Annotated in this window: 8 protein-coding genes and 1 tRNA gene; 4 read left to right on the plus strand and 5 right to left on the minus strand. The window is 67.0% G+C overall.

Annotated elements, in window-relative coordinates; all coding sequences use genetic code 11:
• Positions 1 to 64: 64 nt before the first annotated feature.
• The 5 genes from O3669_RS07940 to topA all read right to left on the minus strand — a co-directional run bounded on the left by O3669_RS07940 (position 65) and on the right by topA (position 6,869).
• Positions 65 to 140, minus strand: a tRNA-Thr gene (locus tag O3669_RS07940).
• A 114-nt stretch (positions 141 to 254) separates the two neighbouring features.
• Positions 255 to 1,871, minus strand: coding sequence for an alpha/beta hydrolase (locus O3669_RS07945; protein WP_371524293.1), 1,617 nt, complete (start codon positions 1,869 to 1,871; stop codon positions 255 to 257).
• A gap of 35 nt (positions 1,872 to 1,906) precedes the next feature.
• Positions 1,907 to 3,100, minus strand: a complete 1,194-nt coding sequence (locus tag O3669_RS07950) for a DNA polymerase III subunit delta' (protein ID WP_371524294.1) — start codon at positions 3,098 to 3,100, stop codon at positions 1,907 to 1,909.
• Complete coding sequence (gene tmk / locus O3669_RS07955) at positions 3,097 to 4,104, minus strand: dTMP kinase (protein ID WP_371524295.1); 1,008 nt, start codon at positions 4,102 to 4,104, stop codon at positions 3,097 to 3,099. The genes O3669_RS07950 and tmk overlap by 4 nt, the downstream gene beginning before the upstream one ends.
• A complete protein-coding gene (gene topA, locus O3669_RS07960; RefSeq protein ID WP_371524296.1) occupies positions 4,104 to 6,869 on the minus strand; it encodes a type I DNA topoisomerase in 2,766 nt (921 codons plus the stop codon). The genes tmk and topA overlap by 1 nt, the downstream gene beginning before the upstream one ends.
• Positions 6,870 to 7,146: 277 nt before the next feature.
• On the opposite strand from topA, the gene O3669_RS07965 reads away from it, so the two are divergent.
• From O3669_RS07965 to O3669_RS07980, 4 genes are all read left to right on the plus strand, one after another.
• On the plus strand, positions 7,147 to 8,754 hold the full coding sequence (locus O3669_RS07965) for a hypothetical protein (protein WP_295967661.1): 1,608 nt from the start codon (positions 7,147 to 7,149) through the stop codon (positions 8,752 to 8,754).
• Positions 8,751 to 10,262 carry a hypothetical protein gene (locus O3669_RS07970; protein ID WP_295967664.1) on the plus strand — a complete coding sequence of 504 codons (1,512 nt, stop codon included), beginning with the start codon at positions 8,751 to 8,753 and terminating at the stop codon, positions 10,260 to 10,262. The genes O3669_RS07965 and O3669_RS07970 overlap by 4 nt, the downstream gene beginning before the upstream one ends.
• Positions 10,263 to 10,553: 291 nt before the next feature.
• The gene (locus O3669_RS07975) at positions 10,554 to 12,152 is read left to right on the plus strand and encodes a hypothetical protein (RefSeq protein ID WP_295920142.1); all 1,599 of its coding nucleotides are present in this window, start codon (positions 10,554 to 10,556) and stop codon (positions 12,150 to 12,152) included.
• On the plus strand, positions 12,149 to 13,678 hold the full coding sequence (locus tag O3669_RS07980) for a hypothetical protein (protein ID WP_371524297.1): 1,530 nt from the start codon (positions 12,149 to 12,151) through the stop codon (positions 13,676 to 13,678). The genes O3669_RS07975 and O3669_RS07980 overlap by 4 nt, the downstream gene beginning before the upstream one ends.
• The last annotated feature ends 80 nt before the right edge of the window (positions 13,679 to 13,758 follow it).

A 13,758-nucleotide genomic window follows, 5' to 3' on the forward strand; every position in this document is an offset into this window, starting at 1 on the left:
AAAACGCCACCCTGGACACGTCCCGGCTGGGCCGGGATTTTTTGTATCCAAAGTGACGCTCTTATGGAGCCGCCTGTGGGAATCGAACCCACGACCTATTCATTACGAGTGAATCGCTCTGCCGACTGAGCTAAGGCGGCCGCGCCTGCCGTTCCACCGTTTCCGGGGCGTGCAGGCAACGGCACAACTCTACTGGACGAACCGGCGCCAGCGCAAACCAGGACGTCCAGCAAAGTAATGTCGTGGGTCACGAACTACTGGCAGGTGAGTCCGTCGGTGGGGACAGCGCCCTTGACCAGGTAGTCTTCGACGGCGCGCACGACGCACTGGTTGGCGCCGCGCCGGTAGGCGGTGTGGTTCCAGCCTTCGACGGTGATGAGGACGCCGGAGTCGAGCTGGCTGGCCAGCGCCTCGGCCATCGGGTAGGGCGTGGCTGGGTCGTGCGTGGTTCCGATGACGAGGATGGGCGCGGCACCGGTCGCGTGGATGGGTGCCCGCTCGGCGTGCTCGGTCGGCCAGGCTGACAGCCCGGCGGAGGGGTAGCCGACGTAGCGGTCCAGGATGGACAGTTCGCTCTTGAGCGCGTCGGCGCGGGCGATCCACTCAGCGTCCGTGCCCGCGGGCTTGTAGTCCAGGTTGTTGATCGCGTTGATCGCGTCCGTGGAGTTGTCCGCATAGGTGCCGTCGGGGTTGCGCGAGTTCATGAGGTCAGCGATCTCGAGCATCGCGGTGCCGTCGTTTCGGCGCGTGGCGTCCGAATAGGCGTTGGTGAGCTCGGGCCACCACTCGGTGTTGTACATGGCGCCGATCATGGCGGTCACGGCGAGCCCTTCGGTGAGGGGGCGGTCCGGGTCATTGGTCGGCAGCGGGCTGGCCTCGAGGGATTCGAGGAAGCTTCGCACGTTGGCGATGCCTTCGTCCTTGGTGCGTCCCATCGGGCACGAGGCCTGGGTGGCGCAGTCCGTGATCCACTGTTGGAGGGAGGCATCCAGGCCGCGCATCTGCATGGAGGAGACTTCGTCGACGCTCAGGGAGGGGTCGAGGGCGCCGTCGAGGACGAAGCGTCCGACCTGGGCCGGGTAGAGGCCGGCGTAGGTGGCGCCGAGGAAGGTGCCGTAGGAGTAGCCCAGGAGGTTGAGCTTGTCCTGGCCGAGGATGGAGCGCACCATGTCGAAGTCGCGGGCGGCGCTGACCGTGTCGATGTGCTCGAAGATGGCGCCGGAGTGGTCGCGGCATCCTTGCGCGAATTCGCGCGAGTCTTCCTGCACTTCGGCGATCGCGGACTGCGGGGTGTCGGCGTCCGTGCCTTCGGTTTCGGAGCCCGCGTTGTATTTGTCCTTCTCCGCGTCGGTCATGCAGAAGACGGGGGTGGAGTCGCCGACGCCGCGCGGGTCGAGGGCGACGATGTCGTAGGCATTGACCACGGCCTCGCCGATGCCCTGGCCGGCGTAGTAGGGCAGCGCGGAGACGACGGCGCCGCCGGGGCCGCCGGGGTTGACGAACAGCGCGGGCGCGTCCTTCTTACCGGAGCGGTGGATGGCCAGCGCGAGGGAGATCTGGTCGCCGTCGGGGTTATCCCAGTCCAGGGGGGCCTTGAGGAAGGCGCACTGGTATTCGCTGGGGTCGGAGCTGTCGACGCCTCGGTAGCTGTCGAAGGTGCCGGGCGCGCACTTGCCCCACGTGATGCCCTGGTCGTAGAAGGCTTGGATGGAGCCGCCGTGGACGTCGATCGGGGCGGACGAGGCCGTGGCCGTCTGGGTGGGCGCGGGTCCCTTGCGGCGGTGGATACCGAAGTACCCGATAATGGTCAGGACGATCGCGACGACCGCGAGGATCGCGACGGCTGCGGCCGCGATGGAGCGTGTTTTCATGGCCCCGATTGTAACGGAGTTTACGCGCGGGGTTCCTATGCCTGCGGCCGCAGGGAGATCGCCATGTCTTCGAGGACGAGGAGGGGGTTGCCGTTGGCGACCAGGCGCTTGCGGGCGGTTTCGATGTGGTCGACGCGCGCCAGGGTCTGGCGGGGCGTGGAGTCGTCGGCGATCTGGCGCACGAGGTCGGTCAGGTCGGTGTTGATGAGGTCGCTGTCGCCGCCGACCTGGACCATGAGGACGTCGCGGTAGATGGCGAGCAGGTCGATGAGGGCGCGGTCGATCGCGTCGGTGAGGGCCCGCTTGGAGCGGCGCTTTTGGTCTTCCTCGAGCTGGCGGATCATCGTGCGCGAGGCCTTGGTGGCGTTCTCGCCTTCCTCCATGCCCAGCTGGCGCATCAGTTCGGCCTTTTCGCGGGCGTTGCGTTCGCTGACCTGCGCGTCGGCCTGTGCTTTGGCGGTTTCGAGCAGGCGGTCGGCCGCCATGACGGCCTCGCCGACGCTGCGCACGGAGGCTGGCGCGGTGATGATGTCGCGGCGGCGGGCACGCATCTGGGGGTCGCGGGCGAGGGCCCGGGCCAGCCCGATGTGGGACTGGGCGGCGCGCGCGGCCTCGAGGGCGACCTCGGGGGAGGCGACGCCCTCGCGCACGAGCAGGTCGGCGACGGCGGCCGCGGTGGGGATGCGCAGGCCCAGGTGGCGGCAGCGCGAGCGGATCGTGGCGATCATGTCCTCGGGGCTGGGGGCACACAGGAGCCACACGGTGTGCTCGGGCGGCTCCTCGATGGCTTTGAGCAGCGCGTTCGCGCCGGATTCGCCCAGGCGGTCGGCGTCCTCGACGACGATGACGCGCCACAGACCCTGGGAGGGCGAGGACTGCGCCTGGAGCACGAGGGAGCGCGCGGTGTCCACGTTGATGATCGAGGTTTCGGTGGCCGCGAAGAGAACGTCCGCGTTGGTGCGGCCCATCGTCGTGCGGCACCCGGGGCACGCTCCGCACCCGGGGGTCTCGCCGGTGCACTGGAGGGCTGCCGCGAAGGCGCGGGCTGCGACCGAGCGGCCGGATCCGGGCGGGCCGGTGATAAGCCAGGCGTGGCTCATAGAGCGCGCCTCGTCGGTGGCACGCCCGCTGCCCCGGGAGGCGACGATTGCACGGGCGGACGCCGCGGCCTCGCTGAGCTTAGCGACCGCCGCGTCCTGTCCGACCAGCGAGGACCAGACGCTCATCATTCATCCCACAGCGCGCCCTGGGACTCGCCCAGGGCTCCCACCATGGTCGCCGGCTTACGCGAGGACCGTTTCTCGGTGCTGCCCTTGTGCGAGGCCTTGGCGGCGCGGTGCTTCCGGGTGGCGGCTGTCGCGGGGGTGTCAACGAGGACGGGTTCTGCCTCGTCGGTGGCGGTTTCCTCGCCCGCGGTGTCGGGGGCCGAGGCCTCGGGGGTGTCGGTGGGAGAGGCTTCCTCGGTCGACGCCTCGGAGGAGGCAACCTCGGGAGCGGTATCCTCGGTCTCAGCGGGAACCTCAGCAGGAGCGTCAGCAGGAGCATCAGCGCCAGCGCCCGCGACGGTCACCGATCCGGCGGAGCCGTCCACGGCCTCGTCGATGGTGGCCACCCCGCCGTCGAAACGCTCGACGAGGACGCCGCGGATCTCGGAGAAGACCTCCTCGATCGTGCCGACCGCGTCGATGACGACGATGCGCTCGGGCTCGGCGTCGGCGAGTCGCAGGTACTGGTGGCGCACGCGCTCGTGGAAGTCCATGGACTCGCGTTCCATGCGGTCCGGGGCGTCGGTGCGGCGACGGGCACCCACCTCCGGGGGCAGGTCCAGCAGGAAGGTCAGGGAGGGGTACAGGCCGCGGGTCGCCCAGGCGCTCAGGGAGGCGATCTCGTCCACGCCGAGGGAGCGGGCGGCGCCCTGGTATGCCAGGGAGGAGTCGATGTAGCGGTCCCCCAGCACGACGGCGCCACGCTCAAGGGCGGGGCGGATGACCGTGGCGACGTGGTAGGCGCGGTCGGCGGCGTACAGGAGGGCCTCCGTGCGCGCATCGACGTCCTCGGGGCCGTTTTGGACCAGGCGGCGGATCTCCGTGCCCAGCTCGGTGCCGCCCGGCTCGCGGGTGACGATGACCTCGCGGCCACGGCTCTCGAACCAGTCGCGCACGGACTGGATCTGCGTGGACTTCCCCGAGCCGTCGCCGCCTTCGAAGGTGATGAACACTCCTCGCGCTGCCATCAGCTGTCCTTCTTCGTCGCGGCCTTCTTGGTGGCCGTCTTCTTCGCCGCGGCCGTCTTCTTCGCCGCGGTCGTCTTCTTGGTGGCCGTCTTCTTGGCCGCGGGCTTCTTCGCGGCCGTCTTGCGGGTGCGCTTGGGGGCGGGGCCCTTGGCGCGCTTGTCGGCGAGGAGTTCGTAGGCGCGCTCGGCCGTCAGGTCCTCGACTGTCTCGGCGCGCGGCACCGTCACGTTGGTCTCGCCGTCCGTCACGTAGGGGCCGAAGCGGCCATCCTTGACGGTGACCTTCTTGCCCGAGATCGGGTCCTCGCCGAACTCGCGCAGCGGCGGGCGGGCCGCGCCGCGGCCGCGCGTCTTGGGCTGGGCGTAGATGGCCAGGGCCTCGTCCAGGGTGATGGTCAGCAGCTGATCCTCCGAGGCCAGGGTGCGCGAGTCCGTGCCCTTCTTCAGGTAGGGGCCGTAGCGCCCGTTCTGCGCGGTGATGACGTCGCCCGAGGCCGGGTCGGTGCCCACCTCGCGCGGCAGGGACAGCAGCTTCAGGGCATCCTCGAGGGTGACCGTGGAGATGTCCATGGTCTTGAACAGGGACGCGGTGCGAGGCTTGGCGGCGCTCTTCTTCGCCTTCTTCGCGCCCTCCTCGGCACCCTCGGCCGCCTCGGGCAGGACCTCGGTGACGTAGGGGCCGTAGCGGCCGTCCTTAACGATGATCGTGTGACCGGTCGCGGGGTCGACGCCCAGCTCGCGGCCGTCGTCGGCGGCGCGCGCAAAGAGCTGGTCGATCAGCTCGTCCGTCAGCTCGTCGGGGGCGACCTCCGGCGGCACGTTCGCGCGCGTCCCGTCGGCCTTTTCCATGTAGGGGCCGTAGCGGCCCACGCGCAGCGTCACGCCGCGACCCAGGTCGATCGAGTTGACGGCGCGCGCATCAATGTCGTCGCCCAGGGAGGCCACGTCGTGGCGCAGGCCGCCGTGCTCGCCCGTACCGTCGGAGCCGAAGAAGAAGCCGGTCAGGAACTCCGTGCCATTCTCCTCGCCAGCGGCGATACGGTCCAGGTCGCCCTCCATCGAGGCCGTGAAGTCGTAGTCGACCAGGTTCGCCAGGTTCTCCTCGAGCAGCCGCGTCACGGAGAAGGCCAGCCACGTGGGCACCAGGTACTGGCCGCGATGCGTGACGTACCCGCGGTCCCCGATCGTCTGGATGGTCGCCGCGTAGGTGGAGGGACGGCCGATGCCGAGTTCCTCCATGGTCTTGACCAGCGTGGCCTCCGTGTAGCGGCCCGGGGGCTGGGTCTCGTGGCCGTCGGGGGTGGCCTCGGTCAGCGTCGCGGGATCACCCTCGGCGACGTCGGGCAGGGTCTTCTCCGCGTCGTTCTTTTCCGCGTCGTAGCGGCCCTGGTCGCGGCCCTCCTGGTAGGCCAGGCGGAAGCCCGGGGAGGTGATGACCGTGCCCGAGGCCGAGGACATCACGTCGTGGCGCTTGCCGTCGACCTCGATGCCGGTGAGCACGCGGATCGTCGCCGTGTAGCCAAGAGCGTCGGCCATCTGCGAGGCGACCGTGCGCTTCCAGATCAGGTCGTACAGGGCGAGCTGCTGCTTCGAGAGGGAGCCCGCCACCTCGCCGGGTGTGCGGAAGTGGTCGCCGGCCGGGCGGATCGCCTCGTGCGCCTCCTGCGCGCCCTTCGACGTGGTGCCGTACAGGCGCGGGGACTCGGCCACGGCCTCGGCCCCGTAGAGCTGGGTGGCCTGCTCGCGGGCGGCGTGGATCGCCTGGCTGGACAGGGCCGTGGAGTCGGTACGCATGTAGGTGATGTAACCGGACTCGTAGAGGGACTGGGCGGTGCGCATCGTCGAGGAGGCGTTCCAGTGCAGCTTGCGCGAGGCCTCCTGCTGGAGGGTGGACGTCGTGAAGGGGGCGGCCGGGCGACGGCGGTAGGGCTTGCGGGTCACCGAGTCGATGACCGAGGCCGGGGCGTCTTCCAACGCGCGGGCGTAGGAGCGGGCGGTGGCCTCGTCCAGGTGGAGGACGCCGGCCTTGGCCGCCTTCGCGCTCAGCTCGCCCTTCTCGCTGAAGTCAGAGCCGGTTGCGATGGCGTGGCCGTCCACGGAGGCCACGCGCGCGCCGAAGGCCTGGCCTGCCGACGTGAAGGCCGTGTCGATCGACCAGTACTGGGCGCTCACGTGCGCCATGCGGTCGCGTTCCTTGGCGACCACGAGGCGCGTGGCCACCGACTGCACGCGCCCCGCCGACAGGGACGGGCGGATCTTGCGCCACAGGAGGGGCGAGACCTCGTAGCCGTAGAGGCGGTCGAGGATGCGGCGCGTCTCCTGCGCGTCCACGAGGTTCGTATCCAGGTCACGCGTGTTGTCGAGCGCGCGCTGGATCGCTTCCTTCGTGATTTCGTGGAACACCATGCGGCGCACAGGAACCTTCGGCTTGAGCACCTGCAGGAGGTGCCACGCGATGGCCTCACCCTCGCGGTCCTCATCGGTTGCGAGGAAGAGTTCGTCGGACTCCTTGAGGAGCTTCTTAAGTTCGGTGACCTTTTTCTTCTTGTCCGGGTTCACCACGTAATAGGGCGTGAAGCCCTCGTCGACGTTGACGGCGAAGCGGCCGAATGGCCCCTTCTTCATGTCCTTGGGCAGCTCGGAGGGCTGCGGGAGGTCGCGAATGTGGCCGATGGAGGCGGTTACGTGGTAGTCGGGACCCAGGTACCCCTCGATGGTGGCTGCCTTCGCAGGAGACTCCACGATCACGAGCTTCGTCGCTGACATTACCTGTCCCTTCCCCGTTACTTCCCCAGTATTTGTAGCACCTCGTCGGCGAATCCACGCTCCGAGGTATCTTGGAAGGACCTTACCGCGTCCCACCCACATCTGTGTACCAAGGCCATCTCCGCGCGTCTCACGCCACTCGGTTTGACATTGACGAGGCCGTGGCTGATTCTCGCGCGCGTGCGCGACCGGCGCACTCGGCCACAAACGGCGTTTCACCTGGGTTCCGGGACGAGAGGCACAGTGCTAACAAAATTAGACCGTTATGATCAGATTCATGAGTTCTCGTCACACAGTGCCTGATGCTCAGCCAGTGTCGGCTGATCCTCCGTCGCGCTCATCGCGCCCGTTCCTGCGCCGAGCATGGATATGGATCGTGGCGTTCATCGTTCTGGGAGCCTTCGCACTCCTATATGTCATGAGCGATTCACGGCTGGTCACCGCAGGAGCCACCCCCGGCTATCGCGGGGCCGCGCAGGACACCGGCTACCTGGCCGATGGCTACGCAAACGGCGTCGGCGTTGCTTGGCAGATGAACGCGGCGGACGCTGGTCTGGACCGCATCGACGACTACGCAGCGGCCGACGGACGCCTCTTCCTGGTGGGCTATCGCGGGAGCCAGCGCGTCGCAATCGGCTACGACGCGAGCAGCGCGAAGCCGCGCGAGCTGTGGCGTACCAACCTCACCGACGACGAGCCCGGCAGCTACTGGTGGGAGGGGGACCTCCTCGTGGGCAACACGCTGGTGTCCGTCGCGGACGGAACAACGACCACGGGCTGGCCGACGCCGACCGCCCGCTTCGATCACTCCTCGTACTCGCGCCCCACGCTCAGCGGGTGGACGAGCGCGCCCGTGGGGTCCGTGCGCCTCAACTGCCCCGACCCCTCCACCCTCCAGTGCGAGGCCTGGGATAAGAACGTGACCCGCGCGTGGGATTTCGACGCCTCGCGCGGCGACTTCCCCACGACGGATAAACCACTGGAGGGGTGGGTTCCGCTCAGACGCACGACGTACGCGATCTCCCGTGTGGAGACCCGCGACGCAGGGGCTCTCGTGGGATTCCTCAACGTCAACACGGGCGAGCGCGTCGGCGTTGACGCCATCAACGAGGCCTGCTCCCCCATCGAGATCCGTGGCCTGACCGAGGAAGATCGCTGCCCACTGACGGGAACGGGATCCTTCAAGGTCGCGATCATCCGAGCCTCGGACGGGTGGCTGATCGGCGACGAGGATGGAAACGTGGCGACCGTGGCCCCCGACGGGTCCAACGCACAGCTCTTCCCGATGAGCAGCGAGGCGATCGAACGCCTGCGCTACCTGGAAACCTACTCGGGCACAAGCCAGCCTACGCCTCCCACCACCGAGGAGCTGATGGCCTACGCCTCGACGGGCGCGCACCCCTGGGAGACGACGATCAGCCTGACCCCGGCCACGTCAGACTCGTTCAATGCCGCCATCACAATCAACGATCGCGATCCCATCGTCACCTCACAGAGCATCTTTCCCAGTTCGAGGAATTCCCCTGAGACATGGTGGCGCCGACCGGCCATCAGCCGCGACACCTCCGTCATCCTGCTGGCCTCCATCGACCAGGAGAAACCCCATTCGCAGTCCAAGCTGCCCGAGGCGCGCCCTCTGCTGCTGAACGTTACGGCGCATGAGGACGCGCCCGCCCCGGCCTCGGCCCTCAACGAGTACGCGGTCCCGGCGTGGAACGACTACCAGGCGACCGAGGCGATCCCCCTCTTCGACGACCTCATCATCGCCCGCATATCCCCTGAGACATCACCGTGGTACAAGCGCTTGCTTGGCCTGACTCCTTCCTCCGGCGACCACATCGTCGGCTTGATCCCCACCACCAACACCACCCGGAGCACGCAATGACATCCACCGCCTCCCACCGCCCGAACAGGCGCCGGATCGGCACCACCATCGGCGCTGCGCTCGCGGCGGCCGCATTCCTCGCGGCTTGCACGGGAACGCTCCCCACCCCCGGAGCCTCGGACTCCTCCAGGTCCGCCCAGTCCACCGGATACTCGGGACAGGCCCTGCCCTCCAGGTTCCTCTCGACCGACTTCTCGGGCGGCTTCGAGGTCGCCTGGGAGATGAGCGCCACGGACCTGGGTGCCAACGAGACGGTCGCGACGACCGCGGTCGTCGACGGGACTCTCGTCGCCCTCACCGGACCCTACGGCTCGGAGCACACCCTCATTGGCCTCGACGTCAGCGGGCCGACACCCACCGTCCTATGGACCCACCAGTTCACAGGCGAATACCCAATCGTCCTGGCGTGGGGCGACTCGCTCGTCGCCGGAAACCAGACGATCCGTGCCTCGGATGGGACCGTCACCGCGACGTGGCAGACACCGCTGCCCAGCGAGGCCAGCAGCTACATGCCCGGCCAGCCCCTCCTGCTGGTCGGCGAGCACATCGTCGACCAATACGAGCCGCGCATCGTCCCCGTGGCCTGGCCCCTCGCCGTCACCTGCCTGGAGTCAACGAGCTCCTCGGGCCGACACGGCGCGGACTACGACTGCGCGGGCTGGCGCCAGGACGGCACCCAGGCATGGACGTACACGGCGACCAGCACCTATTCCAACACGTCGCTGCCCGGCTTACCCTCACATACACGCGCCGCCAACGGGTACATTCCGATCTCCCGCACCGGCTCCGCAGACATCGCCCCCATCTCCCAGTACCTGCGCCTGGAAGACGGGACCATCACGGAAGGAGCAACCCTTGAGGCGCGCCACTACCTCATCGCCAGCGACGGCTACATTTCCAGCGGCGTGACGAACAGGCAGCCCCGCGAAACCGCGCTGGTGACCGTCTCGCCAGACGGGACCGAGCAGTCGACGAGTGCCGTCGCCTCCACGGCCATGCCCCCCGAGGATCTGGCCGCCCTCCTGTGCTGGTCGGAAGACGGCACCGAGATCATCCCCACGGTCGAACAGGCCACCGAAACCATCGCCACCGGCCAGGCCCCCTGGGCTACCCTGTGCGCCACGCGCAACGGAATCGGCTCCCTCTTTGCGATCACGGCCATCAACGGACGCGATCTGACGGTCACGAGCACGGACGGCAAGCCCATCAAGGGCGCCTACGCCACCGATTTAATTCCCTCGAGGGACGGGTCCCTCATCCTGTCGCGCGAGCCTGATGGCGCCGGTGAGAGCGACTCTGTCCTCCACCGCCCGCACAACCTCTACGCAGTTCCCTCCGGCAACCAGCTCGCGACCCTGGAGGAGTTCGGGGTTCACGGCGTCACCGCCGTGTACGAAGACCTCCTGGTCGCAGTACCGACCCCGAGCTACGCGACGCGCAACTCCCCCAGCCCCTCCCATCGCAAGGACACGGTCTTGATGGGGATCACGCCAAAGCGGGCGGGCTGAGTCGTCGTCATTGACGAGGCCTGGGTCCCTTGGGTGGCTCTGCTGCCGGTGCGTTCATCTCAGGGGTGGCGCCCTGGGCCCTTCACTGCGCACGTTAACCCTATGGGTGGCAGTGTGGGCAGGGCGCCCACACTGCCACCTCAAGGGCCCATCTGCGCACAAACGGGCGGGCACAACCACCTGTCGCGACCCCTCACGCGCGACGACCCACCACACCCGGCCACGGCCTCGTCTGGCCTGCGACGCCAGCGCAATTACCCGGTTGCTAGCGGATGCGGTTACGATCGAACCATGCGATTCCCAGACGATGAAGACTACAGGTGGGCGGGGGCGCTCAAGCGCCTCTGGTACCGGATCATCTGCCCCTTCACCTTCGGGGCACGACTGTGGATGGTGATAACCAGCATCATCTGCGCGCTCGCTGTCATGCATTCAGCGAACGGCTCGTGGGGCTATCACGGCCGCGCCCAAGACACAGGATTTCTCTCCGGGAACTTCGTCAACGGCGTGCGCCTGGCCTGGGAAATCGATGCAGCGGACGCTGGTTTGGACATCATCGACGACTACATCGCACGCGACGGCTACCTCTTCCTGGTGGGTTACAAGGGAAGCCAGCGGGTCGCAATCGGCTACGACGCCTCCCACTCCACCCCCCGCCAGCTGTGGCGCGTCGACGTCGACGACGAACCCGGCGTGCACTGGTGGGACGGGGACCTCCTCGTCGGCAATACACTGATCTCTCCGGCAGATGGGAAGGTCACAACTGGCTGGCCGTCGTCGGGTGATTCCCTGGCTGGGAACGCATATGCACGCCCCACTTCTACGGGATGGTCAAGCGCCCCCATTGGCCCAATCCGCCTGTACTGCCCTGATCTCTCCACCGGACGGTGCGAGGCCTGGGATAAGACCGCTACCCACGTCTGGGATTTCGACGCCTCCTCGGATACGATCCCTGACGCAGTTGCCCCGGTGAACGGCTGGGTGCCGCTGGTGAGAACAGACAAGTCGACGGACAAGAGTCTTCGAGACATGACGTATGGGCTGGCCGGATTCCTGAACCTGGAGACGGGCGAACGCACGGGGATCGACGCCATCGAGGAGGCATGCGGTCCCGCCGTCAAGGAGAATCACGACGGTACGACAACGTGTCGCTTGGTCCATCCAGACACACTCCGGCTACCCATCATTCGCAGCAGGGATGGCTGGATCATCAGCGACGGACTCCGATCAAGCTCCTCCAGCGCGAATGACTCCAACGTTGCCGCCGTCGCCCCTGACGGATCGAATCCGAGGGTGGGCACCCTGTCGTTCGAGGCAATGGAACGCATCGCTTTCCTGAACGTCCACGTGACGGACGATTCCGAACTGCCCACCACTGAGGACCTACTCCACTTCGCCGCCACGGGCGACCACACGTGGGAGGCTTCGAGCGCGGTGGTCTACACGTCGCCTGGCTCGGCCATGGCCTCGGTCATCATCAACGATGGCGAGCCGCTTGCCACCGATCGGGAGCTCTTTGAAACGTATTCGAGCGCGGCCACGTGGGCGCGAGGCATCGCCTATAGCCGTGACGCATCAGTGGCATTGATCCCCAAGTCCACGAGGGACGTCAAGGATTACTACACGCCACTCCTCGTTGACTCGGCGGCGGCCGCGGCAGACTGGAGCAGGCCTGATAAGGGCGAGTATTTGCTAAAAAACTCCGCAGTCCCCGGATGGCGCACCCTGCAGGTTTCATCCGGCACAGTTCTCTTCGATGATCTCGTCGTCGCCCGCATATCCCCTCAGACATCACCGTGGTACAAGCGCTTGCTTGGCCTGGCTCCTTCCTCCGGCGACCGTATCGTCGGCCTGACCCCAGCCCCCGGACCGATGAGGAGCGTTCGATGACTGCCCCGGATAGTGCGCGCAACTTCCTTGTTTCCGTGCTTGGTTTTATCCGCGAGAGGAAGCTTCTCGTCGCCGCCATCGCCGTGGTCCTCGGGATCGGCCTGTCGTGGCTGATCCATCTCCCCACCGGTTACTCCGGTCACGCCCACCCCTCGCAGGCCATCTCCACCGATTTCTCCTCCGGGTTCTCCGTCGCCTGGGAGATGACGAGCAAGGACCTGGGCGTCGATGGGCCGGTCGTGGCCACCACGAGGGTCGATGGGGTGCTGGTCGCGGTCACCGGCAAGAAAGATGGGTCGTCGAAAGGTGCGACAACGTTCTCCGGGACGCTCATCGGCATCGATCCGAGCGGTTCCACTCCTACCGTTCTGTGGCGCCACGAGTTCAACTCTGAGAGTGGCACACTCTTCACCTGGGACGACTCGATCATTGCGGGTGGTGAAACTATTCGGGCATCCGATGGCACAGTCACCGCGACCTGGGATACTCCCCTGCCCACCACTGTCGGGTACGACCATGATCGCGGTTCCCCACGCGTCTTGTTCCCGCGCCCATCGTGGGGTGACGGCGGGAGCTTTGTTCCCATCACCTCGTCCGTCGTGGTCACCTGCACGCCCATCAACGACTCGAGGTCGGGCGATCGCAATGAGGGCCCCTCGTGCACGGGGTGGCACAAGGACGGCACCCAGGCCTGGAACTACGCGGTCACGAGGAACGCCGATGGGCAGACGGTTCAGCCAACCGGTGTCGCCACGGTCGACGACCATCTCATCGTCGGGCACTCTGAGAACGATTATGATTTGTATGTCGATTCGTTCCTCAGCCTCGTCGACGGCTCCGTCACGGATCTCGACGTGCCCTTCTCTGGTCGCATCAGCATCGACAACGTCTACGCGACAAGCGATGGCTGGATCATTAACGGGATGGGTTACTCTCAGCTTGAAGACGGCGACATCGCCGTCTTGAACCCAGACGGCAGCCTCCGCGAGATGGTGACGCTGACCACCAACTCACTAGGGTGGAGGACACTCATCACCACCACGTGCACGGATACCGATGGGCTTGCAGTTCTTCCCACAGCCGAGCAGGCCCTCACGGCCCTCCGCACCGGGCACGGCTGGACACCCATGTGCAGCGGTATTGTCACTCCCCGATCCGGCTCTGACCTCACCACTCTCAACGGCAGGAGCTTCTTAGCCGCCGACAAGGACGGAACACCCACCTACACGGATTACGAACAAGGGGCATTCTTATCGGCTGACGGCTCACTGATCCTCGGCATCCAGTCGATAGAGAGCGACAAGAAGAACTCCACCAAGGAAGAAGCTCCAGCCTTGTACTACTCCCGGTCAGGCGTCAAGATCGCCTCGCTCTCGCAGGTTGGAGCAAGGACCGCGCAGCCCTTCTACGATGACCTGCTTATCGCGACGCCCGTCCCTCAGCGCAATTTCTTCCTGCGTTACCTCGGCGGATACCCCCACCCGGACACGGTCCTCATGGGGATCACGCCGAGGCGGGCGAGCTGAGTCGTCGTCATTGACGAGGCCTGGGCCCTTCGCGCTGCCACCCGCGCTCCGCGAGAACGGACGTGACCCGCGCAAACCCG

Source organism: Pauljensenia sp. 20925_1_34, assembly GCF_041432775.1.
Classification (GTDB): domain Bacteria; phylum Actinomycetota; class Actinomycetes; order Actinomycetales; family Actinomycetaceae; genus Pauljensenia.

Bases quoted from the DNA above. Each gene is read 5' to 3' on its own strand.
- O3669_RS07980 (WP_371524297.1), top strand. From the start codon at position 12,149: ATGACTGCCCCGGATAGTGCGCGCAACTTCCTTGTTTCCGTGCTTGGT.
- O3669_RS07975 (WP_295920142.1), top strand. From the start codon at position 10,554: ATGCGATTCCCAGACGATGAAGACTACAGGTGGGCGGGGGCGCTCAAG.
- O3669_RS07970 (WP_295967664.1), top strand. From the start codon at position 8,751: ATGACATCCACCGCCTCCCACCGCCCGAACAGGCGCCGGATCGGCACC.
- O3669_RS07945 (WP_371524293.1), bottom strand. From the start codon at position 1,871: ATGAAAACACGCTCCATCGCGGCCGCAGCCGTCGCGATCCTCGCGGTC.
- O3669_RS07965 (WP_295967661.1), top strand. From the start codon at position 7,147: ATGAGTTCTCGTCACACAGTGCCTGATGCTCAGCCAGTGTCGGCTGAT.
- topA (WP_371524296.1), bottom strand. From the start codon at position 6,869: ATGTCAGCGACGAAGCTCGTGATCGTGGAGTCTCCTGCGAAGGCAGCC.
- tmk (WP_371524295.1), bottom strand. From the start codon at position 4,104: ATGGCAGCGCGAGGAGTGTTCATCACCTTCGAAGGCGGCGACGGCTCG.
- O3669_RS07950 (WP_371524294.1), bottom strand. From the start codon at position 3,100: ATGATGAGCGTCTGGTCCTCGCTGGTCGGACAGGACGCGGCGGTCGCT.